The 25,678-nt window shown below is 62.5% G+C and carries 24 protein-coding genes and 1 tRNA gene; 10 read left to right on the plus strand and 15 right to left on the minus strand.

All coding sequences use genetic code 11. The features are described 5' to 3' along the window. Positions 1-64 precede the first annotated feature (64 nt). Positions 65-1,777 carry a recombinase family protein gene (locus tag GA0061099_RS07555; protein ID WP_083235091.1) on the minus strand — a complete coding sequence of 571 codons (1,713 nt, stop codon included), beginning with the start codon at positions 1,775-1,777 and terminating at the stop codon, positions 65-67. A gap of 241 nt (positions 1,778-2,018) precedes the next feature. On the opposite strand from GA0061099_RS07555, the gene GA0061099_RS07560 reads away from it, so the two are divergent. Continuing rightward, positions 2,019-2,789, plus strand: a complete 771-nt coding sequence (locus GA0061099_RS07560; RefSeq protein WP_074447615.1) for a hypothetical protein — start codon at positions 2,019-2,021, stop codon at positions 2,787-2,789. Positions 2,790-2,800: 11 nt separating this feature from the next. On the opposite strand, the gene GA0061099_RS07565 is transcribed toward GA0061099_RS07560, so the two are convergent. Together GA0061099_RS07565 and GA0061099_RS07570 are read right to left on the minus strand one after the other, a co-directional pair. Next, positions 2,801-3,373, minus strand: coding sequence for a thermonuclease family protein (locus GA0061099_RS07565; protein WP_083235092.1), 573 nt, complete (start codon positions 3,371-3,373; stop codon positions 2,801-2,803). Positions 3,374-3,529: 156 nt separating this feature from the next. Then, on the minus strand, positions 3,530-3,769 hold the full coding sequence (locus tag GA0061099_RS07570; protein ID WP_074447616.1) for a helix-turn-helix domain-containing protein: 240 nt from the start codon (positions 3,767-3,769) through the stop codon (positions 3,530-3,532). A gap of 71 nt (positions 3,770-3,840) precedes the next feature. Here GA0061099_RS07570 and GA0061099_RS07575 point away from each other — a divergent pair, with 71 nt between their 5' ends. The 3 genes from GA0061099_RS07575 (at position 3,841) to GA0061099_RS07585 (ending at position 5,790) form a co-directional block, all read left to right on the plus strand. Continuing rightward, complete coding sequence (locus tag GA0061099_RS07575) at positions 3,841-4,149, plus strand: hypothetical protein (protein WP_074447617.1); 309 nt, start codon at positions 3,841-3,843, stop codon at positions 4,147-4,149. A gap of 451 nt (positions 4,150-4,600) precedes the next feature. After that, complete coding sequence (locus GA0061099_RS07580; RefSeq protein ID WP_074447618.1) at positions 4,601-5,098, plus strand: hypothetical protein; 498 nt, start codon at positions 4,601-4,603, stop codon at positions 5,096-5,098. 416 nt (positions 5,099-5,514) lie between these two features. Beyond that, the gene (locus GA0061099_RS07585) at positions 5,515-5,790 is read left to right on the plus strand and encodes a hypothetical protein (RefSeq protein ID WP_225148443.1); all 276 of its coding nucleotides are present in this window, start codon (positions 5,515-5,517) and stop codon (positions 5,788-5,790) included. A gap of 835 nt (positions 5,791-6,625) precedes the next feature. Here the strand turns inward: GA0061099_RS07585 and GA0061099_RS07595 are convergent. Further along, positions 6,626-7,210, minus strand: a complete 585-nt coding sequence (locus tag GA0061099_RS07595) for an ATP-dependent DNA ligase (RefSeq protein ID WP_083235094.1) — start codon at positions 7,208-7,210, stop codon at positions 6,626-6,628. 768 nt (positions 7,211-7,978) lie between these two features. Here GA0061099_RS07595 and GA0061099_RS42730 point away from each other — a divergent pair. After that, entirely contained in the window at positions 7,979-8,113 is a 135-nt protein-coding gene (locus GA0061099_RS42730) for a hypothetical protein (RefSeq protein ID WP_275945345.1), read from the plus strand. Between the two features lie 7 nt (positions 8,114-8,120). On the opposite strand, the gene GA0061099_RS07600 is transcribed toward GA0061099_RS42730, so the two are convergent. Further along, positions 8,121-8,405: a hypothetical protein gene (locus GA0061099_RS07600; RefSeq protein WP_074447622.1), complete on the minus strand. Its 285-nt coding sequence runs from the start codon at positions 8,403-8,405 to the stop codon at positions 8,121-8,123. Positions 8,406-8,670: 265 nt separating this feature from the next. Here GA0061099_RS07600 and GA0061099_RS07605 point away from each other — a divergent pair, with 265 nt between their 5' ends. The 5 genes from GA0061099_RS07605 (at position 8,671) to dcd (ending at position 12,087) form a co-directional block, all read left to right on the plus strand. Next, positions 8,671-8,895, plus strand: coding sequence for a hypothetical protein (locus GA0061099_RS07605; protein WP_074447623.1), 225 nt, complete (start codon positions 8,671-8,673; stop codon positions 8,893-8,895). Positions 8,896-9,638: 743 nt separating this feature from the next. After that, positions 9,639-10,073, plus strand: coding sequence for a hypothetical protein (locus GA0061099_RS07615; RefSeq protein WP_074447625.1), 435 nt, complete (start codon positions 9,639-9,641; stop codon positions 10,071-10,073). A gap of 6 nt (positions 10,074-10,079) precedes the next feature. Then, positions 10,080-10,733: a hypothetical protein gene (locus GA0061099_RS07620; RefSeq protein ID WP_141697569.1), complete on the plus strand. Its 654-nt coding sequence runs from the start codon at positions 10,080-10,082 to the stop codon at positions 10,731-10,733. After that, a complete protein-coding gene (locus GA0061099_RS07625; RefSeq protein WP_074447627.1) occupies positions 10,715-11,449 on the plus strand; it encodes a hypothetical protein in 735 nt (244 codons plus the stop codon). Before GA0061099_RS07620 ends, GA0061099_RS07625 begins: the two co-directional genes overlap by 19 nt. After that, positions 11,446-12,087: a dCTP deaminase gene (gene dcd, locus GA0061099_RS07630; RefSeq protein WP_083235093.1), complete on the plus strand. Its 642-nt coding sequence runs from the start codon at positions 11,446-11,448 to the stop codon at positions 12,085-12,087. The genes GA0061099_RS07625 and dcd overlap by 4 nt, the downstream gene beginning before the upstream one ends. Positions 12,088-12,166: 79 nt before the next feature. Here the strand turns inward: dcd and GA0061099_RS07635 are convergent. The 10 genes from GA0061099_RS07635 to GA0061099_RS07680 form a co-directional block, all read right to left on the minus strand. Continuing rightward, positions 12,167-12,243, minus strand: a tRNA-Arg gene (locus GA0061099_RS07635). A gap of 63 nt (positions 12,244-12,306) precedes the next feature. Then, the gene (locus GA0061099_RS07640; RefSeq protein WP_074447628.1) at positions 12,307-13,344 is read right to left on the minus strand and encodes a sensor domain-containing diguanylate cyclase; all 1,038 of its coding nucleotides are present in this window, start codon (positions 13,342-13,344) and stop codon (positions 12,307-12,309) included. Beyond that, a complete protein-coding gene (locus GA0061099_RS07645) occupies positions 13,344-16,454 on the minus strand; it encodes a bifunctional diguanylate cyclase/phosphodiesterase (RefSeq protein ID WP_036002400.1) in 3,111 nt (1,036 codons plus the stop codon). The genes GA0061099_RS07640 and GA0061099_RS07645 overlap by 1 nt, the downstream gene beginning before the upstream one ends. Positions 16,455-16,630: 176 nt before the next feature. After that, on the minus strand, positions 16,631-17,716 hold the full coding sequence (locus tag GA0061099_RS07650) for a branched-chain amino acid ABC transporter permease (protein ID WP_193374947.1): 1,086 nt from the start codon (positions 17,714-17,716) through the stop codon (positions 16,631-16,633). After that, entirely contained in the window at positions 17,713-18,723 is a 1,011-nt protein-coding gene (locus GA0061099_RS07655) for a branched-chain amino acid ABC transporter permease (RefSeq protein ID WP_036002397.1), read from the minus strand. The genes GA0061099_RS07650 and GA0061099_RS07655 overlap by 4 nt, the downstream gene beginning before the upstream one ends. Further along, positions 18,720-19,442 carry an ABC transporter ATP-binding protein gene (locus GA0061099_RS07660; protein ID WP_036024011.1) on the minus strand — a complete coding sequence of 241 codons (723 nt, stop codon included), beginning with the start codon at positions 19,440-19,442 and terminating at the stop codon, positions 18,720-18,722. The genes GA0061099_RS07655 and GA0061099_RS07660 overlap by 4 nt, the downstream gene beginning before the upstream one ends. Then, on the minus strand, positions 19,439-20,215 hold the full coding sequence (locus tag GA0061099_RS07665) for an ABC transporter ATP-binding protein (protein WP_036024009.1): 777 nt from the start codon (positions 20,213-20,215) through the stop codon (positions 19,439-19,441). The genes GA0061099_RS07660 and GA0061099_RS07665 overlap by 4 nt, the downstream gene beginning before the upstream one ends. A 200-nt stretch (positions 20,216-20,415) precedes the next feature. Continuing rightward, entirely contained in the window at positions 20,416-21,600 is a 1,185-nt protein-coding gene (locus tag GA0061099_RS07670) for a substrate-binding domain-containing protein (RefSeq protein WP_036002387.1), read from the minus strand. 104 nt (positions 21,601-21,704) lie between these two features. Then, positions 21,705-23,738 carry an acyl CoA:acetate/3-ketoacid CoA transferase gene (locus GA0061099_RS07675; RefSeq protein WP_036024007.1) on the minus strand — a complete coding sequence of 678 codons (2,034 nt, stop codon included), beginning with the start codon at positions 23,736-23,738 and terminating at the stop codon, positions 21,705-21,707. A gap of 245 nt (positions 23,739-23,983) precedes the next feature. Then, positions 23,984-25,426 carry a sigma-54 interaction domain-containing protein gene (locus GA0061099_RS07680; RefSeq protein ID WP_036002382.1) on the minus strand — a complete coding sequence of 481 codons (1,443 nt, stop codon included), beginning with the start codon at positions 25,424-25,426 and terminating at the stop codon, positions 23,984-23,986. Between the last annotated feature and the right edge of the window lie 252 nt (positions 25,427-25,678).

The raw sequence follows: 25,678 nt of genomic DNA on the forward strand, positions 1-25,678 counted from the left end.
CTCAATGGCGACTTCAGGAAGAACTACGGCATCCTTCTGGGCGCATTCCTTTACCTGAGGTCGGTCAGCGCCGCGCGCGGGCGGTCTGTTTTTTGGGTCGCCCTGGCGTCCGTGGCGTCGTCGGCCGGCCTGGCGTGGTTGTGGAAGCATGGTTTCGAATGGCTGAGGGGCGGCTCAATTTTCTAGCGGGCCCCTCAAGACTGAACTGCGGCCCGTCCAACCGCTGATGGAGGGCGCTGATCACTGCCGGAAAGGTGGGGCACCTAAATTCACCGAATACCCGCGCCGAGATCCGTACCCGACCGTCTCTCGTCTTGGGCAGATTGGCCGTTGGGAGCAGAAAAAAGTCTTGGATCTGTCCATTTGTGGCTGCCAGCCTGACGACCAGAACAAGATCGGACTTCTTGTACTCGAGCCGCTGCAATTCCCACCGGGGGGCCGGCCCCGGATAGCGCTCGCCGTCGGATACGACCCGCGCCAGGGTGACCGAGATCGTTACGCTGCTGCTTACGGTCAGCAGACGGAGTTCCTGCAGAAACGTGATGCTGCGCCTGCGCTTTTCCACCTCGGTGATGATGTCTCGGGCAACCGATGCGATCAGGCGGTCGGTCCTGGCCGCGGTCTCCCGGAAGCAGTAGCGCGGCTTGGGTTCGAAGCCTACCCGCCTGAACGCCTCCGCCAGCGACCCAAACCGTTGGGCGTAGGTCTTGCTGTGGGGTATGCCCTTCGTCGTCATCATCAGTTTCAGCGACAGGCGCCCCTTCTGGCGGAGCAGGGTACGAAGCCGGTCAAGCATCTGGGCGTCGGTCAGGACACGACCAAACTCGACCTCATTGAGCCGACGCTGCGCTTGGGCGAAGAGTTGTGGGGATATGAGGTGCTTGAAGGCGTTATTGCGGCGAACCCACATTTCCGGCGGGTTGGCTACCTGCTTTTCACCAAGCTTCTGGGAGCGGCGGTTATAAACCAGGTGCCCGGCATAGGCCTCGTTCTTGAGTGTGTTGCTGATGGTCAGCGAGGTCCACGGCTTGCCGCGCGCATTGTGGATGCCGTCCGCGTTCAACTCGACCGCAATCTGGGTTCTGGTCTTCTTCTCGTCGACAAACGCGCTGAAGATGCGGCGGACAACCCTCTGCTCTGTCGCGGGGCCCGGCACGAGCACGGTACGCTGACTTTTCAGGCTCTTGTGTTCTCCGTACTCAAGGACGCCTTTGGGCTTCCCATGCTCGTCGAGCAGCATGCGCCGCAAGCCGTAACCCGCCGGGCCGCCTCGCCAGTAGCCGAGGCTCACGACGTGGCACTGGCCGAGGAAGACTTTCTTTGACAGTTGCTTGCTGAAGTCGGCCGCGGCGACGCGCTTGATATTCTTGAGGACAATGGAAGCGAGGCTGCCGTCATTCTCGAACTCGTCGGCGCAGTAGTGGACGCGGACGCCGGCGCGTTTGCAGATAAACTCGTAGTAGGCGCTTTCATCGACATCTTGAAAGCGTCCCCATCGGGTAATGTCGTACACCAACACACAGTCGAAGTCGGCGCGGCCAAGCTGAACGTCTCGGATGAGATCCTGTAGCCCAGCTCGACCCTGGATGCGAAGGCCGCTGCGGCCAGCGTCGGCGTAAGTCCGGACGATTGTGAGATGTCGCCGCGCAGCGTGTGCAGCGATCGCCGCCATTTGATTTTCAATGGAGTATTTCTGAGCGTCCGTGGACATGCGGACGTATTGCGCGGCTTTCAATCCACGCAACGAGACGTCGGGAGGAAGTACGTTCTTTTGCATGAACCGGGCCCTACGTGTCTGTAGAAGGCAACACTGCCCCGGAGAGGTACAAGATCGGTTTCCGGCAGCGGACCGAGTTGAAACGAATGCGAGATAGACTTTGGCCAGGGCCGAAGAGATTGGAGGGTTAAAATCGCTTTGGCAAGGAAGTTCAATGGCTTGGCGTTTGGTCCGCTGCGGGGGGGAATAGTAACTCGCGGGCCTAGGCTATAAGCTGGCCCGGCAGAAGGGGAGAAGGTTCGTGGCAGGCGGCGAGGATGACAACGAGGAGGATAGGTCTCCTAAGTTGAGGCTCGTCAGCGGCAACCCGAATGCTCGCGCCGATCGACAGATTGAACTGGCCAAAAGCGAAGTCCAGAACGCACTGTCTCAGTTCGCCGCCGCGTTGCTTCGTACGATGGCGGGCAACGACACGGAAGCGGCCTATCTCATCCGTCGTCTGGCTCTCGTCGTGGAGGCGATCAACAAATTCGAGAAACAGGCGGATCGGGGGATGTCCGCCGCGGAGTTGCAGGAGGCACTGTGCTTGCCGCAAGCCGAGATGGATTATGCGGCTGACGATGATTGGCGCTATCGTCGCTGGCGCCGCGAGGACGGCTTCGACGATATCGTGAAGGGCGCGCTCCGCCTGGCGGCACATAAGCTCCTTGGCGAGGATCCGGCCTTCGGCGGGATGCATTCCGAGAGAGTAATCGAGCGGGGCATAAAGACGCTCGAGGAGCTAAGGCGCCCTCCGCCCCCAGCCCGACCACGATCGAGGCAGACAAAGGACTTGGCCGGCAGTTGGGAAGATCTTGTCCTCACTCGAACTGCAGAGAAACCCAAGCGCAGGTTTGGGGAGCGACTGGCGTCAGCGCCCAAGGCCTCTGCCCAAAGGCCGACGCGCCGACGCGCTGGGTTCGATGAAGACGATCTGAAGGAACTTCGAAAGGCGATCAAGGCGAAGGACAACAAGCGCATAGCTGAGCTGACGGCGAAGATTAACCGTCCATCGTTCGAGGATCCAAAATAGCCGGTGCCAGATCAGCGGCGATCGTTGGCCTCGTCAGAGCACGCAGCCGGTCTGCCGCCGGCCTTCATGCAAGTGCGGTATTGCCACGGCTCGGCGAAGCTTCCAACCCAGATCCCGAGGTTGGTCTTCTCTGCACTGCGCTGCGCGTCCTCATACTTGCCCTTGGAGTACTTCGGCCAATCGAGCGCGTGACCGTTGGCGACAAGCCAGTGCCCGATGTCGGGACCCGGCGTTCTGAGCGAGCACGTCGCGACCGTGCGCCCGTACCGGTCTCGATCAACCGCAGAACAGGTCACTGGCCGCTTGATAGTCCAGAACAGTCTTGCGAGCGCCGTCGCGGCAGCGCGTCCGCACTGGTACAGCTTGCTGTCATCGTTCCGACAGAGCTGATCACTCTCCGGGGCGTCGATGCCCCAGAGCCTGATGCGCTGGCCATGGATCTCGATCGTGTCGCCGTCGATCACGCTGGCCTGCCCGGTTATGTCGTCGGCACGGGCTGAGAGAACGGGCAGAACGGAAATTGCCAGCGCGAGCCCGAAAATTCGATTTATTTCGATTTTCAAGATGATTTTTCCACCCTTCAAAAATAGGGGAATCGTGATTTTTCGGGCGAAACAATTCCCTCTTTTATGGAGTGGGTAAGTTCGGCCGATTTATCCAGCCCCAGGAAATGCCCTTTTGTTGCTCGCAAGTCGGAGGGCTGGGGCCCCAAATGGGGTGGGGTACTTCCGAATAAAAAATCAGCGCTTCCGCTTCTTCATCCTCACACCGGCGCCGCCTCCGTTCTCCGGGATGAACTCGACGCCGGCTTTCTCGAGAGCGGCTGCAATTGCAGCAATTGTTTCCTCGGCGACCTTGATTGGTCCACCAGCCTCAGCCCGCTTCAGCGTCGGAATTGAAATGCCAGCAGCCTCGGCCACCTCAGCCTGCGAGAGGCCGGTAAGAGCACGCGCTGCTCTAAGCTGAAAATAATCTGCCAAAGCCTCTTGATCCTTTTAGATCATTGTGTATGATCCTTTTGTATCAAGGCTGATTTCTGAAAGCAACCCAGATGAGCAAGAACACCCTCGCGGTGAGCGGCGGAGCTATGCCTTCGACCTCCCTCACCATCCGCAATCTGATCAACGAAGAAACCGGCGAAGTGAAGGTGTGGGTACTGAAGGGGCTCGCTCGCCGGGAAGCCATGCGGACTTGGGGCGAGATCACCCCGCGGTCCCTGCGAGCCGCGGTCCGCACGGTGGCCGACATGATCCCTGAGATGCTGTGCGCTTGGCGCCAGCGTCACGGCCTGCCCGTCGCAACCACTCTCGTCACCCCCTTCGGCATCGCGCGCGATGGTGTGCGCCGCTCCGCATTCTGACCATGGCACCAACGCTCACCCAATTGCTGGCGGTCTCGAACTTGCTGACGACGGCCGAAAGCGCCGCGCAGTCGGGAGGGCTGCACGCGCGGGAGCATGCGGCCCTGACGGAGGCAATCAGCTTCGTAACACACGTCTTCAGTTCAGCGAGCCGTCGCGTTGACGTGACGTCGCGCTCAGCAAGCCGGAGAGGAGGTGAAGCACTTTAAGGCTTACCTGCACAACCACCCGAGCAAGGGCGGACCACGCTCGGTCAATCACCAGATCCCAAGATTGAGAGAACGACATGAGCAACGCGGTAGCTAATGGCGCCACGGGCGCCGGACTATTTTCATCATCTTGCCCCACGCAGGAAAGCGGGCCCGACGCATGTCAGCCCGGATCAGCGCGGTCAGAACCATCCGCTTGCTCAAGCATTCCTGTGCCCGGGGCAATCAACAGGAGGTCAGTTATGAATATGCTGGTTGGCGCCGCGCTCGCCGGAGAAGCTATCCCACAGGTTAGCTTCTCAAAAGAAGCGCCTGAGGTTGATCCGATCTTCGCAGTGATCGAAGCACACAAGGCAGCTCGCGCCACTTGGATTGGCTGGGTGGACAGGCATTGCGCCCTTGAGCTGGAGTTACCCCAGGACAAGCGACAGTCGCGTGTTAACGTGTGGGACGATGAGATCATTCAAACGGATGATCCGCGATGGATCGAGGCCGAGCGCGAAGTGCACCGGACTTCGGATGCTGAGATGGATGCGGCCTGCGAGCTCGTGAACGTAAGGCCAACAACCAGGGCCGGCCTACTTGCCCTGCTCAATCACGCGATGCTCTACGACACCGATGGCGAGGGCTGGCCCCGTGACCTGATCAGCGACGACGGCAAGCGTACGCGCTCTTGGCAGACCTTTCTGATCGAGAACGTCACGGTAGCCCTGACCATGGGCCTGGGCGAGAGTACCTAACGCAGATGCTTGTCGACCGCCTTTGAACATAGCTGGCTGGGCGAAAAGAACGACCCCAGGCCTGGATCAATGACCCAGGGCTGGGGCCGCTCGGGCTACGGAGATAGCCTGGCGCGCCTAAGCGCACATAGATCCAATTCGGAACTCAGAGGGGCGTTCCTATCTCGCTGCTGTGCTAAATCTTGCCGCAGGGGGTGATAACCCAGTGGCGGCGGACGACGAGCAGCGACCTCGCGAGGCCCAGGACCTAGGGCCGGAAAAAGCCCCAGCCGCTGTCTGGACGGCCGGGGCGTCAGCAGGAGGTATCACCTGTTCTTCGGCAGATGTGCCGGATTCAATCGTCGCGAGAGATTCACGTTCCTAGGTGTGGCGGGTATCGGTATTAAGACGGCGAGCGCTGCGGCGCGAGTAAGCGCGTGGATAGCAACCAAGCACGCCTCAGGCTGTTCACATGCATGGAAGCGCATCTTCTGCAGGTCACCACTGACGATGGCGAGTGCCAATTCTGGTTAGCGGCCGGTACGGAAGAACAGGCCGTTCAGCTGGTCTTGGATGCCATCCCAGAGCGATGGGCCGCTAAGCTGATGCATGGTGGGCTCACCGCCCGCGAGGAAGCCGCAGCACTCGGCCTGATTGTTGGGCTCGTGCCAGGAGAAGCCCGCGAGGTAAGCAGAGGAATTGGGCTTAGCTGATATGTGGCCGCCCGCCGCGATCTCCGAGCCGGAAAACGCAAGCACGGTTCGGGACGAGCAGCTTCCCCCGACAAGGAGCGTCAAATGAGCGAACGACGTGAGCTATATCGTAGTACCAACGGCGACGCTTGGTTTCTGGGACGCGAGCCGGGCAATGGCCATGCTTTCGTCATTCATCAGCCAAACGCACCTTCTGGCGGCCGACTAACACATATTGAACTCGGCGATTTCTTGCGAAGTGAGCCGAAAGGACCCGAGCACCAGGCCCTTCTGCGCCTGATAGGTACGCTAGTGAACGTGCCACCGTACGCTTAAGGCGCACCACACCAGCAAGGTGTAGAGCCGCCTAGCGCTCGTTTCGCATATACGGGCTGTTCTCTGAGACAAGAAGAAGAGAGGGGTCGGACTTCAACACGGTTCCAGTGTCAACGGCGAACTTCGGCAGGACCGTCGTACAGACACTCGCGATCAGAGCGATTGAAGACAAAGCGCCGATTACAATCCAACGCTCCCTCTGCATGTTAGCCTTCCTGGCAGAGTACGGACGGCAAAGCGAACGCGGGTCCTCAACGAACCGTTCCTATTCTAAGGTGCGGGCGATCGTCGGCCGGCAGGCTCGCGGTCTTGCAGCGGGCGCACTCGACCTCGAGCCAACCAACGCCGCCATCGGGGCACTGGCCGCGATCGTTGGGGAGGGTTGAGCAGGGCCGCCGTAGCTTTCTATGCGGACTGACGAGGCTTCAGCGGTTCACGCTGGCGGGCCCATCACTTCACGCAGCCCATGTCACCTCCAGCCGCTTGGCCATCTCCTCTTTTGCGTCTTGCTTGTAAGCCATCACAGCTCCCGCTCCATCGCGGGATGGCTCCGGTTCTTTACCTTGATCCAATGCTTTTGCCTGCCGCCGCCGTACGGCCGATCACGATGTTTGGAGACCAAGCCCTCCAGGCCCATCCGGCAGGCTGCCCGGAAAAGGTCGGGACCGATCTCGCCCCGCTCGAAGGGCGCCACAGCGATCCCGTCGGGCCGGCGGGCCAATAGCTGCTCCAGATTGGTCTTACGGATGTGAAGGGGCAAAGACCGCAGGTCGTCGCCACCCATCACGAGCACATCGAAGGCATATAGCTGCACCTCGTGGTCGTATTGCCGGCTGTGCAGCGCGTTGAAGTCGCTGATGCCGTCCACCCCAAGGATCACGGCCTCGCCATCGATCACAAAGCGCTCTTGCCGATTCTTCAGCGCCGCCTCGGCAACCCAGGGATAGCGCTTGGTCCAGTCGGTACCGTTCCGCGAGAGGAGGCGCACGCGCTCGTTCTCCCGGATGACTAGCATTCGGTAGCCGTCGTGCTTCACCTCATGAATCCAGTCCGGTCCTGACGGGACCTGCTTACTGGCGGTAGCCAGACAAAGCTCGTAGGCCATACGCATGGGCCGAACATAAGATTTGCCGCTTACTTTACGAGTCGGGAACAAGTGGCAACTTGGACTATTTTGAGTGTCGGAGTTGGGGGAAGCCAAACTCCCCCATTAAGGCCCGCCGGGGCGGCCTCGCCTCTTCTAACTTGAGTTAGCGATCGTCCGATTCCCGTGAGGGAACTGTTCACTTTGTAACACAAGTGATGGTCCCGGGCGGCATTTGAACAGATGCTTGAGCGATGCATCCTCGGTCCGAATCATACCGCTCGCTTGAAGCACTGTGTCGCCACCAGGCGGCCATTACTGCGACGCCAGCCACCAAGCTTGAACTGCTGCAAATGGCTCGCGAATACAAGGCTTTGGCGGAAGGACTGGATCAGCAATCTCCTGCACCTACCAACTTCAGTTTGGAACCAAAGTAGCTTGTGGTAGTTATGACGGCATCACCGGCCGAGGCTCTGCCCGTAGGCGTCGGTGGCTGAGAGACCGATAGCGCTCCCGCCTGCACAGCCAAGGGGAGCGGCCTATGTCGGGCTTGTTCAAGTCGTTGGAATTGCTCAATCGCCATTCGCGCCTCGCCGCGCACGAAGCCGAGATGATCGCGCGAGCGAGAGATGCGCTTGCGCGATCCGAAGCCTTGCTCCAGGAGAGCCCGCCCTCGACGTTCCTCGGGAGGCCGCAGAACCCGCCGCCGAAAGAGTGAGGCCGCTTCAGTTGCCGCTCCCCTTTGATGTAGCTCAAAAAGTACCAGCGTTTGACGGGTGCCATCAGGCCATGCCCGACCCCGACAAACAGACTGAGGGTAAGGAAGCCAAGCCGTCGCGGCTGGAGGAGGCGCGGCGGATCATAGAGGAGTACGCCGCCGACCTACGGGAGATCATCCAGAAGCTACGGCGCAAGATGAACTAAGCCCGCGTCAGTTCGCAACCCGGCCCCCTACGATGGCAAGCCGGGGATTGCCTCGCTCGAAGTCGGGCCTGACATCGGCGCCGCGGGCGCCGCAGCCCTGACACACGAAGCGGGGCTCAATATCAGAAAGCCGCACCTCGTCCGGCCACCGATCCGCGTCCAAGGCAATGTGGTGGCCGCAATGGCAGTAGACGAGGATGCCGCGCAAGCCCATCTGGCGCATCTGGCCGAAAGTGATCTTCATCGGCCGGCCGTCGGGGTGCGTGGGCGTATGGCGTACATTGCGTGGCATCGCGCCATCGAAGCGCGACGCCCGCGAGAGTCAAATTATCAATCCCTGGGCATCGGAACGCGCGAGAACTACTGCGCCTCGTGGGTGTGGAAAGCTAATCGCAAGGCGCGACCGCTAGAGCCTGATGACGCATCGCCGAAGGCTTAGCGGTAAAGACGAGGCTGGCGAATCGGAAGTAATTTTTTGAAATCCCGAAATTTTGGTTGCTCCGTCGGGCAAAACAGGAGTTTATAGGGCGCTGGCTCCAATTGGCAGGACCAGCTCAATGACCGACGAACACAAGCCTACCTCCGAACTGTCGAAGATTGCAAAGCTCAATGGAGACTTCCGAAGGAACTACGGAACGATACTAGGTGCATTCCTATACTTGCGATCTATCAACGCCGCGAGTGGCCGTTCTTGGTTTTGGGGCGGTTTACTAGCAGTTGCCCTCACCGCAGGCGTGACCTGGCTGCAAAAACAGGTGCTGTTCTGGCTCTTCTCAACGTGAGGACTGAGCCTCGCGGCTTTGCCGGAGCTTATCGTAAATGGCGCGCAATACAGAACTTAGTCCATCGTGCCGGTAGTCAGCAAATTTGAGCTCAGACACTCGGAGTTTTCGGTCTTTCGTGAAGGGCAAATTCTTAGTGCCCAACATGAAGTAGTCCATGATGCTTGCGTTAGCCTCCTGCATTCGGATGATGAGAACTTGATCCGCCCTGGGAAACTTTAGCTTTCGAACATGCCATCTTCGGTGACGCCGGCCGTTAAGCGTACCATCTGCTACCGACCACGCGGTTGCGATGCGGACAGCCCGGACCTCGGCCTCCGGCTGGGTCGGCTTCCCAAACGGCCCCTTGCGGGCTCACTGGCTCCCTGTGCCTTGATGTTCGCGCCCATGATCCCGCCCCCCTAGATGACCTCTGGGGTGGAGCGGTCGGGTCGTCGACCCAAGATCTTCGGAAGGTGTACAACTCCGCGAAAATATTTTTTTGCCTCTGTATGGCGTCCCGGTGACTCCTGATGCGTGTTCCTGATGGGGTGGTCCGAGGAATCCGTGATTGCGCAATCGAATCCAGCGGGGCTGGCAAGGGCGTCCAACGGCCATTTGGTGGTCACCATCAAGTGGGTGTCGTAGTCCCGAGTCTTAATGAGCCGTAAATTTGACAACGACCTCTGCAGCGCGCATTTTTGCGGGAATCACGCATTAGTCGATCGTTGCGTCGCTCGGCACCTAACAAATGGAGCGATCCCATGATTTCAGAATTGCCGCCAGCCGCTGACCTCAGTTTGCAGCACGTCATCGAAAATAGTCTCGCGATTATCGAGCGCGAGCCGTTCGCAGAGGAGCGTCGGCGTCAGGTCCTGACGAGCCTGACGGAAATCTTGGATCAGGCCAGCAAGGGTTCTCAGGTCGTCCAATCCAACATGCTCGCTTTCGGAGCGGAGGAGCAGCCGGCTTTCGAGCGCTTCGCGATGCTCTTCCATTACTTGCAACCTGTCGCCGCAGACGTTCCTGCTCTGCTTGAGCGGGCAAAGGCTAACTTGGAAGAGCTGCGGGACCATCACGGCCAGAGCGACCAAGAGAGGGCCGAAACGCTCCATGTTTTGCGGCTGCTTCTTCAGGCCGTTCTCACGGATCGCTGCCTCAAGCCGTTGGTTTCCCCGCGAGAGTATGTTTTTAGTTAGTCCAGCATGAGCATTGCGAGAAATGCTTGCTCTTTCTTTCTGTCGCGATTGAGGGGCGAGCTATCTCGGCTCATTGAATCAACCTATCCGGGATATCACCCGGGCCCAAAGATCTGGCTCGATGTGATTGTTGGTCTTGTCGAGACCGCTCAGGGTTACTTACAAGCCATCGAGACCAATCCGGCCGACGAGAAGAAGCTCTTATTGGACGCGGAAGTACTGGGCGACCAAGCTTACAGCTTGCTCTCCTTGATCTCCGGAGCAGATGCAAGCCAGATCCCGCATCAGATAGTAGATCCCTTCCAGCGCTGGGTGGCTGCGCTTAAGATCAACAACACGATATTCTTTCGCGCAGAACACGCTTCCAACTATGAGTTGGCGACAATTGATTGTCGCGCTATGGCACAAAATCTTAATTCGCCAAGTGCGGGTCTGCTCAAGGCGATCGGCGCAGCAAATTGGCCGATGTTGCGAGTCACAGTGCCCAGTCAGGCGATGGGGATGTTGCCTCACTTTGCCGTCGTTGCGCACGAGCTTGGCCACGCCATTCAAGATCACATCACCCCGGATCTCAGCTCGTTCCAGCCGCAATTTCTCGATTGCATCAAGCGAGTTACAAGCCGCTTGGCCATAAGTATGGATTGCAAGAAAACATTCTAATTCGGGAAACGCTTCAAAACTGGCTCAATGAGTTCAAGGCCGATGCCGTGGGGCATGTGTTGGTAGGGCCGGCTTTCTTCTTTGCCCTTTTTGGCTTTCTCGAACTCGCCGGTCGCAGCTACGGTCTTGGAAAGACGCATCCGCCTTCTGACCTGCGGAGGAAGCAACTTGTCAGAGAGCTAAATTCTGGCACGCAGTCCTTCCAATCCGTAATGCAGGGCTGTGCTTTGACACCGCTAGTGACTGACTACGCACCGAACGTTCCGAATTGCCCCGCCAAAGACACGCTCTTCAGTGAGATTAGAAAAAGCCATGGTGAGATACAGGCCGCCATATGCGTAGAGCTAATCGAGCTGTTTGACGCGATGGCCCCCACGGTATTTTCGGCCGCGCGGGATTATCTGAAGGGCCTATCTCCCGACCTCGTCTATACTCCGGCTCAGCTCTCAACTGATGTGCAGTTGCACTTGAAGCCCTTGCGGAAATTGATTCCTCCGATTGAATTTCAACACACCGGCAATTGGAAACCCACGTCACTAGCCACGATCCTAAACGTCGGTTGGATTGCCTTGCTCGACTTGCGCGACGAAGACCCTGGGGCAACAGCCGTAGTGCCTGCATCTGAGACGGCTGCGAAGATGGAGCAACTCCATGAGTTGCTGCTGAAGGCGGTCGAGCTTTCTGAGGCTAGGAGGCTGTGGGAGGAACATAAGTGAGTGCACTCTCCACCGAAGCAATAGTTAACCGGCTGAACTCCCCCGATTTGGAAACAAGGCTTGTAGTGAGTCCGCTGCTGGACGTCGCTGGCCAAGCCAAGCCAGGACAATCATCAATTGATGTCCGGCTCGGGTTCGATTTCTGTCTTGTGACAGCATCATCTATCGGAGCCATCAGCGAGTTCGATGGTTTGACGCAACCTCGCCTATTGAAGGAGCTCTATCGAAGGCATTACGTGCCCTTTGGCCGAAGCCTTGTTATTCATCCCCATCAGTTCATGTTGGCCCAAACACTTGAATACCTGCGTTTGCCGGCAGACCTTATGGCCTACGTTGTAGGGCGCTCAACTTGGGGCCGTCTGGGACTAATCGTCGCGACAGCTGTAGGTATACATCCCGGATTCGCCGGCAGCCTGACGCTTGAGCTTAGGAATCTGGGAGAGGCGCCGATTACGCTCTATCCTGGTCAAACCATCGCTCAGCTATTCTTCCATCAGGTGATCGATCAGAACGGCAATCCATCCAAGACCGCCGCCAAAAATACACAGTACGTCGGCACAGTGGATATGGTACCTCAGCGCCTCTCGTCCGAGTTGACCCACAATGTTCTGGAAAAGCTTGTGAGAAAACACAGGTGACTTGACGTCGGCTGCTTACCCAGTGCTTACCCGCCTGGACGCCAGGAACCGCGAATGTCGCGTATCTTCCTGATTTTACTGGCGCACCCGACACGATTCGAACGTGTGACCTTTGCCTTCGGAGGGCAACGCTCTATCCAGCTGAGCTACGGGTGCTAGTCGAGGTTCATTTAGCCGATTGGCGCGGGGCGGGCAACCGCTTCTCGATGGAAGCGCGCTTCAGGCCGATTTGCGCTTGACCGGGTCCGGAACCGACTTGCCGCCGAGGGCGGCGAATTCGGCCAAAACCCGTTCGGCGCAGATGACGCGGTTGCGGCCGAGGCGTTTGGCGACATAGAGCGCCTCGTCGGCCGCGCCGAGCAGCCGGTCGGGGCCGCCGTCGGCACCGCCGGGAATATGGCTTGCGACGCCGACGCTGAGGGTAACGTGGTCGCCGGCGCCGATCGCGCCATGGGCGATCGCCAAGGCCATCACGGCGCAGCGGATCGCCTCGGCCACCATGCAGGCGCTGTCGCAATCCATGTCGGGGAGGATCAGCGCAAACTCCTCGCCGCCATAGCGGCTGGCGAGGTCGAGCGGGCGCACCGCATGCCGGCTGACGACGTCAGCCACCGCGCGCAGGCACTCGTCGCCGCTCTGGTGGCCGTGCTGGTCGTTGAACAGCTTGAAATGGTCGACGTCGACGAACAGCAGGGCCAGCGGCTTCTGCGTGCGTTGGGCGCGGGCCCATTCGCCGAGCAGCATCTGGTCGAAGGCGCGGCGGTTCGCGAGGCCAGTGAGCCCGTCCTTGGTCGCGAGCTCCTTCAGCGCCATCTCGGCGCGCTTCTGGTCGGTGAGGTCGCGCAGAGTCTCCACCACCGCGATCAGGTTGCCGGCCTCGTCGTGGATCGGGCCGGCGTCGATGGCGAGATAGAGCTGGCTGCCGAGTTTGGGCATCACGCACCAGTTCTCCGCTGAGAAGCCGAGCCCGTTGTGGCCGCGCGCGGCATATTCCGAATAATACTCCGGCAACTGCTCGGGCCGGTCGAGCGCGACGAGGTCGGCAAGGCAGGGGCGCTTCGTCTCGTAGAATGCCTGCCAGTGCTTGCTGGTGCCGATCACTTCGGCGGCCCCGACGCCGGTCAGCCGCTCGCAGGCTCTGTTCCAGATCACGACGCGGCGCTTCGGGTCAATCACGAAGGTCGGCACCACGAGGTGCTGCATCAGCCGGACGGCGTAGGAATCGGCGACATCGAGCGCCTTGCGCGACTTCGGCATCAGGCCACCGCAGCCACGGGCAAGCCATCGGAGGGACCGAACAGCTTGCGTACCTCGCTGGCCGGCTTCGGTGCACTGAACAGATAGCCCTGCATCTGCGTGCAGCCGAGCGCGCGCAGCATGTCGCGCTGCGCTTCGGTCTCGACGCCCTCGGCGACCGTGGTCATGCTGCTGGCGGCCGCGATGTTCACCACCGCCTGCACGATGATGGGCGAGCCGCTCGCCTCGGCGATGTCGACGACGAAGCAGCGGTCGATCTTGATCTTGTCGAACGGGAAGCGCTTCAGATAGCTCAGCGAGGAATAGCCGGTGCCGAAATCGTCGAGCGCGATGCGCACGCCGATCGACCGCAACTGGTGCAGGATCGAGAGCGCCGCCTCGTCGTCGCGGATCAGCACGGCCTCGGTGATCTCGAGCTCGAGCCGGCGCGGGTCGAGGCCGGAGGCGGCGAGCGCGCCCGCGATTCGCAGCGCCAGCGTGTCGCATTTGAGCTGCACGGGCGAGACGTTGACCGCGAGGCGCACATGCGCCGGCCAGGTCGCGGCCTCACTGCAGGCGGTGCGCAGCACCCAGTCGCCGAGCTCGGTGATGAGGCCGGTGTCCTCGGCGACCGGAATGAACTCCGCCGGCGACACCATGCCGCGCTGGGGATGGCGCCAGCGCAGCAGCGCCTCGCAGCCGGAGACTTCACCCGAGCGCAGGTCGACCAGCGGCTGATAGTGAATCTCGAAGCCGCCGTTGACGAGGGCCTGGCGTAAATCCTGCTCCATGCTGAGGCGTGCCTTGGCGCAGGCATCCATTGCGGGCTCGAAGAAGCGGTGGGTGCGCCGCCCCTCGGCCTTGGCCCCGTACATCGCGAGGTCGGCGTTCTTGACCAGCTGATCGAGATCGGCGCCGTCCTGGGGCGCCAGCGCGATGCCGATGCTGGCATCGGTGGAGAGCTGATGGCCGAGGCAATGATAGGGCTGCCGGATCGCCTGGTAGATCCGCTTCACGAAGGACAGCACGTCGGCGGAAGACCCGATGTCGGTCTGGATCACGGCGAATTCGTCGCCCCCGAGCCGCGCGATCAAATCGCCCTGCTTGAGACAGCCGCGCAGACGGCCGCCTATCGCCTTCAACAGCTCGTCGCCGACGTGATGACCGAGCGAATCGTTGATGCCCTTGAACTCGTCGACGTCGATGTAGAGCAGCGCAAACTGGCCGCCTTCGGCGACCTTCTCCAGCTCGCATTCGATCTGCTCGCGGAACAGGGCCCGGTTCGGCAGGTCGGTCAGAGCGTCGTAATGCGCCATATGCGCGATCTTCTCGTGATCGCGCCGCCGCTCGGTGACGTCCTCGACGACATTGATGATGTAGCGCGGCTCGCCCGACCTGTCGCGGATTCCGATCCGGGTGGACGTGATGTAGCGCCGTCCGATGCTTGGCGTGGTCCACACGTGCTCGTCCAGGAACAGCCCGTCCGGCGATTGCAGCAGCTTGTCGTCGTCCCGGGTGATGATCCCGGCGGTTTCTGCCGGATAGAGATCGAACGCGGTCTTGCCGACGATCGTCTTGCTGGTTTCGCCGAGTTGTTGCTCGGCCACCTGGTTGGCCAGCAGGTAGCGCCGCGTGCGGGCATCCTTCACGGTGATCCGTGACGGGATATGGTCGATGATCTCGCGCAGGAAGGTGTAGTTGCGGTCGCGCTCCTGCTCCAGATTGCGCTGCTCGGTGATGTCCTCGATCGTGGCGACCCAGCCGCCCTGCGCGAGCGGCGTGTTGATGACCTGGAAGGCGCGGCCGTTGGCCAGCTGATGCGTTCTCGTCGAGACCGTGCCTTCGGCGACGACCCTCATGACGTCGGCGCAAAACGCTTCGACATCGCCATCGAATGCGCCGCGCTCCTTGCGATGATACATCGCCTCGCGGATGTGGCAGCCGGGCTTGATGACGTCGTGGGACAGGCCGAACATGTCGGCGTAGCGGCGGTTGCAGGTGACGATGGTGCCGCCCGCGTCGTACAGGATCAGCCCTTGCGACATGTTGTTGAGGGCGGTGTCGAGCCGCAGCCGCTCCGCTTCGATCCGCTGCTGGGCCTCGCGGTTCTGCCGGTTGATCTGGCGAATGATCAGATAGAGGATCAGCGCGATCACGCTGGCCGCGACGCCTGCCGTGGCCACCATGAAGCCGGTTTGCTGCCGCCAGTCCGCAAGTGCCGCTGCCGTGGTGTTGGTGGCGATGATGACCAGCGGGAAATGCGTCAGCGACGCAGCCGAGCCGAGCCGCTCCTCACCGGTGACGGGGCTCCTGCCGCGGAGCGTCTGCTGACCGCCTTCGGCCAGCACTTTCTGCATCAGCGGCCCGTCCTTGAAGTTCCGCCCGATCAGCTCCTCGGCGTGCGGATAGCGCGCCAGCATCTTGCCCTCGCGATCGAACAGCGAGATGGCCGTGCCGTCGGCGAGCGCGACCGAAGCGAAATATTGCTGATAGCTGCTCGGGTCGATCCGCCGCACCATGGCGCCGAGGAATGTGCCGTCCGCGCCGCGCAGCCGGCGTGCGACGACCGTGGTCCATTTGCCGATGATGAGGCTGCGGACCGATTCCAGGATGACCGGCTCGGCCGCCGGGTTGAACTTGAACGACTGGAAATAGCCGCGCGAGGAGATGTTGATCTTGGGCAGCGGCTGGGCCCGCGACCAGTTGATCAGATCGCCCTCGGCATCGTAGATCGCGATGTCGCCGAGATACGACACGGAGCTGATCTTGCTGCGCAGCATCTGGTTTGGCGCAGGCCCGGACATGCGCTCGCGGAACATCGCAGGCGAGGTGATCTCCGCCAGGTTCATCTGTCCGATCAGGTCGGCGGCGACGACGTCGGAATCCTCGAATTGCTGATCGAAATGCCGCGCGATCAGCTTCACCGTGTTCTCGAGCTCGCGTTCGCGGTTGGCGAGGGTCCGCTCGCGAAACTCGCCGACGGCGATGGCCGTGGCGATGAAGATTCCCGCGACCAGAAGCACGCCGCACAGGGTCAGCCACAGGACGGGACCACGCCGCGCCAAGGCCTCCCAGCCGTTCCTCGCGGCTCGAGACATTCCGGCTGCTACGCTGGCAAAGACCTGGCGCATTCCCCCTCGCTGGAGGACCACGAATACACCGCACAAATGGCGCAAACCTTAGGAAAGCCAGTTACCTAAGCATTAATCCGGCTCGTGTGATCGCATCCATCCTAGCGCTGCGCCCATCGCACGCGGCGCTTCTGTCGCGCGCGCTGCAATCGCGGCGCCGCATCGTGAATCATCGGTTAATGCCCGGGTCCGGCGGTCTTCTTGCCGCCGCCATGGCGCAGCCGTCCGACCACGCCGGTCGGGAAGAAATAGACGCTGGCGATGAACAGCAGCCCGAGCCACAGCAGCCAGCGGTCGGGATGCAACAGCCCCGGCAGCAGCGGCAGCCCGGCTTCGTCCGCCGCCTTGGAGGCGACGCCCATCAGCGACTGCAGATAGTTCTGGGCGAGGATGAAGATGGTGGCGCCGATGATCGCGCCGTAGATCGTGCCCATGCCGCCGATCACCACCATCAGCAGGATGTCGAGCATGATGGAGAAGCTCAGCGAGGTGTCGGGACCTGCATAGCGCAGCCACAGCGCATTCAGGATGCCGGCGCTGGCTGCGACGAGAGCGGCGAGGCAGTTGGCGTAGGTGAGGTGGAACACGGTGCGGAAGCCGAGCGCCTCGGCCCGGAAACGATTTTCGCGGATCGCCTGGAGCACGCGCCCGAACGGCGAGTTCACGACGCGCAGCAGCGCGAGGATCATCAGGGCCGAGATCGCGAACACCAGGTAGAAGGTCAGGATGCGGCCGTTGATCTCGAAGCCGAACAGGTTCTTGGAGATCAGCACCGTGCCGGGGCGCAGCAGCTCCGGCAGCTGGAAGCTGCGCCCGTCCTCACCACCGGTCAGCCAGGACAGCTGCGAGGCCAGCACCTGGAAGGCCGAGGCGACCGCAAGCGTGATCATGGCGAAGAAGATCGCAGCGACCCGCAGCGAGAACAGCCCGATCGCGAGCGCAAGCAAGGCTGCGAGCGGCAGGCCGGCGACGATGCCGGTGGCGACCGCGGCCCAGTTCGGACCCATGCCGTACAGCGCGATCGCGATCGCGTAGCTGCCGATGCCGTAGAACATGGTGTGGGCGAACGACACCGACCCGGTATAGCCGAGCAGGAGATCGTAGGAGGCGACGAGGGCTGCGAAGATGCAGATCTTGGCCGCGACGTTCAGTGCCTTGGCGCCCGGGAACAGGAATGGCGTTGCCGCCAGCGCCAGGATGATGACGACGAGAACGAGCGTCAGGACGCGGCTGCGCGGCGGATCGCCTGAGAGGATCATCATCGGCTGGTCACCGCATAGAGGCCGCGCGGCCGCCACATCAGAATGGCGACCATCAGCAGGATGTTGGAGACGAGGGCGAGCTTCGGCACCAGGAAGCCGCCGTAATTGGCGACCATGGCGACGAGGATGGCGCCGATGAAGCAGCCGCCGATCGATCCCAACCCGCCGATGATGACGACGATGAAGATCAGGACGGTGAGGTCGTCACTCATGGAGGCGTGCACCTGCTCGCGGTAAAGCGCCCACATCACGCCGCCGAGGCCGGCCAGCGCCGATCCGGTCATGAACACGCCGAGGAACAGGCGGCGGATGCGGTAGCCGAGCGCCTCCACCATCTCGCGGTTCTCGACGCCGGCGCGGATCAGGAGGCCGAGCTTGGTGCGGTTGAGCACGAGCTGGATCGCGATGAAGACGGAAAGCCCGATCAGCATCGCCAGCACGCGGTACTTGGCGATCGCGACGTCGCCGATGATGAAGGAGCCGCGGAGCGAGGCCGGCAGAGGCATCGGGATGATCTGCGGCCCCCACAGCGCATAGAGCGTCTGCTCGGCGACGATCAGGCCGCCGGTGGTCATCAGGATCTGCTTCAGGTGCTGGCCGTAGACGGGGAGGATCAGCACGCGCTCGACGACGAGGCCGAGCGCACCCGACACCGCCATTGAGAGCAGCGCGGCTGGCCCCAGCACCGCGAGGTTCATCCAGAGCGAATCGGCCTGGATGGACGCCGCGAACGGCGCCAGCACCAGGGTCGCGACATAGGCGCCGACGGCGATGAAGGCGCCGTGGCCGAAATTGAGCACGTCCATCAGGCCGAACACCAGCGTTAGCCCTGAGGCCATGATGAAGATCATCATGCCCATGGCGAGGCTCGCGACGGTCAGCGTCAGCCAGGACGAGGTCGATCCGATCAGCGGGATCATCAGCAGCGCGAGCGCGAGCGGCAGCAGGATCGGCGCGAGATCGCGTTTCGGCTTCGGCAGCGGATCGGTTGCGGCAAGGTCTGTCACTGATGCGCCTCCAGGCTCAGGCCGAGCAGCCGCTCCTGCAGCGGCACGTCGGCGGCGAGTGCCGCCATCTCGCCGCGATGAACGATGGTGCCGTTGTCCATCACCAGCACGTTGTCGCCGAGCTCGCGGGCGGCAAAGAAATTCTGCTCGACCATCAGGATCGTGGCGCCCTTGCGCTTGATCTCCTTCAGGCACTCGATCAGCGCCATCACGATGGCGGGCGCGAGGCCCTTGGTCGGCTCGTCGATCAGGAGCAGCTTGCGCGGCTCGACGATCGCGCGCGCAATCGACAGCATCTGCTTCTGCCCGCCCGACAGGCTTCCCGCGCGCGACAGCCAGAAGCGGCGCAGCGCCGGGAAGAAGCCGAAGATCCAATCCAGCTGCTTGTCGTCGAGCGGCGCGTCGCGCGCCGCCAGCACCAGGTTCTCCTTCACCGTGAGATCGGAGAACACGGCCATGCTCTCCGGCACGTAGCCGACGCCGAGCCGCGCGATGTCGGGCGTCGCAAGGCTCTCGATGCGCTGGCCTGCCAGGGTGATCTCGCCTTTCGAGGCCTGCCACAGGCCTATGATGGTCCGCAGCGTCGTGGTCTTGCCGGCGCCGTTGCGGCCGAGCAGCATCGTGACCTGTCCTTCCGGCACCGTGAGATCGATGCCCTGCAGGATGTGATAGCGCCCGATATGGGTGTGCACGCCGGAAAGCTTGAGGAGATCGCTCATGCTGCGCTCCCTGCAGCGCTTTTGGGCGCGACGCCGAGATAGGCTTCCTGCACGATCGGCGAGGCGATCACCTCCGCAGGTACGCCGTCCGCCACCAGCTGCCCGTTATGCAGCACGATGATGCGGTCGGCGAGCGAGCGCACCACGTCCATCTTGTGCTCGACCAAGAGGATGATCTTGCTCCTGTCCTGCTTGAGCTGCGCGATCAGGTTCAGGACGATCGGCACCTCGTCGATGCTCATGCCGGCGGTCGGCTCGTCGAACATGAAGACTTTTGGCTCGAGCGCGATCATCAGCGCCACCTCGAGCTTGCGCTGGTCGCCATGCGACAACGCGGTCGCAGTGACGCCGCGGCGATTGCCGAGCGCGACCTGGTCGAGAATGGCGTCGGCGCGCGCGATCAGGTCGCGGCGCACCATCCAGGGCCGCAGCATGTCGTAATGCGTGCCCGCTGCCGCCTGCACTGCGAGGCGGACATTCTCTTCCACTGAGAGGTTCGGGAAGAGATTGGTGAGCTGGAAAGCACGTCCGAGACCCGCACGGGTGCGCATTGGTGCGGAATGCTCGGTGATGTCGGCGCCGTCGAACAGGATGCTGCCGCCGGATGCCCGCAGCTGGCCCGAGATCAGATTGAAATAGGTGGTCTTGCCGGCGCCGTTCGGCCCGACGATGGCGGTCAGCTCGCCCGGGCGAAACGTGCAGGAGACATTGTTGACCGCGACATGGCCGCCGAAGCGGATGGTGAGGTCGCGGGTTTCGAGGGTGAGCGGCATGGAGAGTCTGGCAAATGATGAAACGAGATAGATCCGCAGGTCACGCTGCGCTCCCTCCCCCGCTTGCGGGGGAGGGTCGGGGAGAGGGCTGTCTCCGCAGGCGAGAACCCCCAAGAGGAAGGAGTCCTCTCCCGGCCTCTCCGCATCCGCCTTCGCCAAGGCTTCGGCGGACAAGAGCGGGAGAGGTGAAGCAAGAAAGCTTACCGCTTGTTCTTGATCGGAACGTTCATGTCCTCGATCTTCAGCTCGCGCACCGGCTCGAGCACGGCCCAGGCGACGTTCGGATCGACCTTGACCTTGAAGTGATACATGCTCTGCAGCGCCTGATGGTCCTCTTTCCGGAACACCATCTTGCCCTTGGGCGTGTCGAACTCCAGGCCCTCCATCGCGCTGATCAGCTTCTCGGTGTCGGTCGACTTCGCCTTGGTGACGGCAGCGACGACGGACATCGCAGCCGCAAAGCCGCCCGCGGTGAAGAAGTCCGGCGGCGCGTTGAAGCGCTTCTGATGCTCGGCGACGAGCCAGTCGTTCACCGGGTTCTTCGGGATCTCATAGAAGTAGTAGGTCGCGCCTTCCATGCCGGGCAGACCCTTATAGGCGGCGAGCGCCGGCAGGATATTGCCGCCGGTGGAGAGCTCGATGCCGTAGCGCTTCGGGTCCATGTCCTGGAGCTTGGCCAGCGGATTGCCGGCGCCGGCCCAAATCACCCAGATCACCTTGCGGCCCGGCTTGTCCTTCAGCGCGTCGAACAGGCGCTGGCCGACCGCGGTGAAGTCGGTGGTCGAGGTCGGGGCATATTCTTCCGCCGCGAGCGTCGCGCCGGTCTTGGCGAGCGCTTCCTTGAACGCGGCGACCCCGTCGCGGCCGAAGGCGTAGTCCTGCGCCAGCGTCGCAACGGTAACGCCCTGCTTGCCGATCGCGACCGCGTTGGAGATCGCGTCCTGCGAGGAGTTGCGCGCCGTGCGGAAGATGTAGCGATTCCATTTCTCGCCGGTAATCTGGTCCGCGACCGCGGGCTCGACGATCAGGATCTTCTTGTTCTCCTCGGCGACGGGAAGAATGGCGAGCGCCGCGGCCGACGAGGTCGTGCCGATCGCGATATCGACCTTGTCATCCTGATAGGCCTCCGAGAGCGCGGCCTTGGCGAGGTCCGGCTTGCCCTGGTCGTCCTTGGTGATGATGACGATCTTGCGGCCGTCGAGCGTCATGCTGCCCTTGGTGGCGTATTCGAATCCCATCTTCAGGCCGGTCTCCGTCTGCTTGGCGTAGGCCTCGAGCGGACCGGTCTTGCCGTAGATCAGCGCGATCTTGAGATCGTCGGCGAGCGCGGAGGTGCCCGCGCCGAGCGCGAGGATGGTTGTTGTTATGATGAGTGATCGACGCACGATGGTCCCTCCTGATGTAAAGTTTCTGCCAACAGCGATTTGCACAACGTCACGAACATTGCAATTGATCCTTCCGGCGGCGTGCGCCGGCGCGAGAGCATGCATCATTTTTGAGCCTGGCTCGCATTGCGCGCCGCGCCGGCCTCGACCTGGCGCCAGTCCGACTGCGCTTCCTCCGCGCTCTCGAAGATGTGCGGCGCGACGCCGCGCTTCTCCAGGGCTTCGCCGAGCTTGATGCGCAGGAAACCCGACGTGGTGTAGCGCGACACGCCGGAATAGAAGCGGTCGACGAGGCTGCGCACCATGGCCGAATAATCGTCCATCAGTTCCGGCAGGATAGAAAAATTGTCATAATTGACGATGGCGTAGACGCGGCGTCCGAGCGGCGCCAGGCGGGCCTCGACGATGGCGGCGATGGTGTCGATCTCCGCCTTGCTGCGCAGCGGATAGCGCTCGAGATTGACGAAGAACAGGTTCTGCTGCTCGTCCAGCGTGAAGCGCTGGTCGAGCGGGATGGTGAGCAGGCGCTCGCGCAAATCCATCAGGCCGTCGCCGAAGATGCGCGCGTCCATCAGCGCGGGGTCGCGCGGGATCAGCGGCTTGAAGTCCATCAGGCGCAGGATGTCGCGCTCGACGTCGATGCCGGGCGCGACCTCGACGAGCTCGAGCCCGCCCTCCCGGAGCTCGAACACGCAGCGCTCGGTGACGTAAAGGGTGCGTTGCTTGCGCGCGGCGGCAAACGGGCCGCTGAAGGTGACGTGCTCGACATTCTCGACGAATTTGCGCGACGTGGCCTCGTCCAGGATGACGAGCTTGCCGTCCTTCACCGCGATGCGTTGCTTGCCCGCACCGAACGTGCCGACGAAGATCACTTCCTTGGCGTTCTGGCTGATGTTGATGAAGCCGCCAGCGCCTGCGAGCTTCGGCCCGAACTTGCTGACGTTGAGGTTGCCGGCGCGATCGACCTGGGCAAGCCCAAGGAAGGCGGCGTCCAAACCGCCGCCGTCGTAGAAGTCGAACTGGTAGGGCTGGTCGATCACCGCCTGCGTGTTGATCGCCGCGCCGAAATCGATGCCGCTCGCCGGGATGCCGCCGATCACGCCCGGCTCCGCCGTCAGCGTGATGAGGTCGATGATCCGCTCTTCATTGGCGACCGAGGCGATCCCCTCGGGCATGCCGATGCCGAGATTGACGACGCTGTTGGCCTTCAGCTCCAGCGCCGCGCGCCGGGCGATGATCTTGCGCTCGCTGATCGGCATCACCGGCAGCGAGGCGGCGCGGACCCGGATCTCGCTCGAGAAGGCCGGATTGTATTGCGTGCCGAAAGTCTGCCAGTGGTTCTCGGGCCTTGACACCACGACACAGTCGACGAGGATGCCGGGAATCCTCACTTGACGCGGATTGAGGCTGCCGGCCTCGGCGACGCGCTCGACCTGGGCGATGACGATGCCGCCGGAATTATGCGCCGCCATGGCGATGGCAAGCGCCTCCAGCGTCAGGGCCTCCTTCTCCATGGTGAGATTGCCGTCGGGATCGCCGGTGGTGGCGCGGATGATCCCGACATCGATCGGGAAGGTCTTGTAGAGCAGGCACTCCTCGCCGCGCAGCGTGATCAGCTCCACCAGGTCCTCGGTGGTGCGTGCGTTCAGCTTGCCGCCGCCGTGCCGGGGGTCGACGAAGGTGCCCATGCCGACACGGGTGATGTGGCCGGGCCGGTGCGCGGCGATGTCGCGGAACAGGTGGGTGATGACGCCCTGCGGCAGGTTATAGGCCTCGATCTGGTTCGCGATCGCGAGCTGCTGCAGTTTCGGCACAAGGCCCCAATGCCCGCCGATCACGCGCCGCACCAGGCCTTCATGTCCGAAATGATTGAGGCCGCGCTGCTTGCCGTCGCCCTGACCGGCCGCGTAGACCAGCGTCAGATTGCGCGGCTTGCCTTGCGTATAGGGCGCATCGCCCTCGTGGGACAGATAGAGCTCCTCCAGTGCGACGGCGATCTCCTCGGCAAAGCCGATGCCGACGAAGCCGCCGGTCGCCACCGTGTCGCCGTCGCGGATCAGCATGACGGCTTCATTCGCCGAGACGACCTTGCCCTTCTCGGAATTGCGCAAGTAAGGCAGAGCTGGATGATGGCTCACGGCGTTCCTCCCGCTCCCTGGACCGTAGGCCTTGTTGTGCTTGATCTTATCGCGAAGCGCTGCCCCGGAACAGGTTGCTCCTCGCGAAGGAAAGACGGCAAAGCGGAGAGCAAGGTCCGCGCCAGATCCCGCAACGTCGCGCAAAACCGCTGAAATCTGCGGCAATTGCCTGCAATCTGTCCCGGAAGAGCAGCCGGGTGCGGTGTCCGGAATCCGAGACTCCGGACAGTCCGGTGTCTCGAAACTCAGACGGGCGCCGATCCCGAGGCGAGGCCGAACTTGGCGAGCTTCTTGTAGAAGGTCGCGCGCGAGATCCGCAGCATCCTGGCGGCCTCGGTGATCTGGCCGTTGCTGGCGGCGAGCGCCTGCTCGAGCGTGTGCTTCTCGAACTCGGCCTCGGCCTCGGCATAGGGCACCACCAATCCGGCCGGGCGCTCGGCCGGTGCGAGCCTGACCTCGGTGCCGATGGGGAGGATGCGGGCGACATCCTCGCCGGTCAGCCGCCCGGAATCGCTGAGGATCAGCGCGCGCTCGAGGATGTTGCGGAGCTCGCGGACATTGCCCGGCCAATCGTAACGGGCGAGCGCAGCGAGCGCGCTCGGCGTGATCTTCGCCTTGACGTAGTCGCCCGACGCGCTGATGTCGTCGAGCAGCCGGGCGCAAATGTCGGGGAGATCGTCGAGGCAGTGGCGCAGCGGCGGCAGGTCGACCGAAAGCACGTTGAGGCGGTAGTAGAGATCGGCGCGAAATGCGCCGTCGCTGACACGCTTGCGCAGGTCCACATTGGTCGCGGCGATGACGCGGACGTCGACCCTGGTGATCTTGTCCGAGCCGAGCGGCTCGATCTCGCGCTCCTGCAGCACCCGCAGCAGCTTGGCCTGCAATTGCAGCGGCATCTCGCCGATCTCGTCGAGGAACAGCGTGCCGCCGTCAGCGATGCGGAACTTGCCCTCGCGTCCCCGTCGGTCGGCGCCGGTATAGGCGCCCGGCGCAGTGCCGAAGAACTCCGACTCGATCAGCGTCTCGGGGATCGCGGCGACGTTGACGCTGACGAACGGCTTGTCGGCGCGCGAGGAGGCGTTGTGAATCGCCTGTGCCAGCATCTCCTTGCCCGTCCCGGTTTCGCCGGTGAGCAGGACGGTGACGCTCTGCCGCGCGGCGCGGCTGGCGATCTCCTTGGCGCGCGCGATCGCCGGCGTCGTGCCGACGAAATCGGCAAAGGTGAAGCGCGCCGCGCGGGCGTTGGACAATTGCCGCCGCGCCAGCCGCAGATCGCTCTCGAGCTGGGCGACGCGGGCGAGCAGGGGCTTCAGGCTTTCGAGATGATCATAGAGCACGAAGCCGATCGCGCCGATCACCGTCCCGTTCTCGTCCTCGATCGGCATGCGGGTGACGACGAGTTGCTCGCCGCCGAGCTCCATGATGTCGAGCAGGATCGGCTCGCCGGTCTCGGCCACCTTCCGCATCAGGCTGTTCGGGATGACCTCCTCGATCGACCGGCCGATCGCCTCGCTGGCATGGTCGAGACCGAGCGCGGCAAGATATTTCTCGTTGACGTAGACGACGCGCCCGCCGCGATCGATCGCAATCGCGCCCTCGCAGAGCTTCTCCAGCCGCTCGAACAGCGTTTCCATCGCGCGCGCACGGAGATAGGCGGGATCGCTGATCGAGGAGGCGGCGGCAGGCATGAGATACCTCGGGGAGGTCCGCCCCGTGTATTAGCAAAAGTGCAGCGATTTCAAAGGGGGAAATGGCGCCAAAGGAGGAATGGGCGCTGAACCCAGCTCAGCAATCGCTGTCGTCCCGGGGCGCGCAAAGCGCGAGCCCGGGACCCATAACCACAGGGCGCAGTTGCTGCGCGACGCTCCCACTCCGAGTCTTCGCTAAATTGCTCCCTTTGGGTATGGGTCCCGGGCTCGCTTCGCGCCCCGGGACGACAG

Origin of the sequence: Bradyrhizobium yuanmingense (assembly GCF_900094575.1) — a bacterium.
In the GTDB taxonomy this organism is placed as follows: domain Bacteria; phylum Pseudomonadota; class Alphaproteobacteria; order Rhizobiales; family Xanthobacteraceae; genus Bradyrhizobium; species Bradyrhizobium yuanmingense.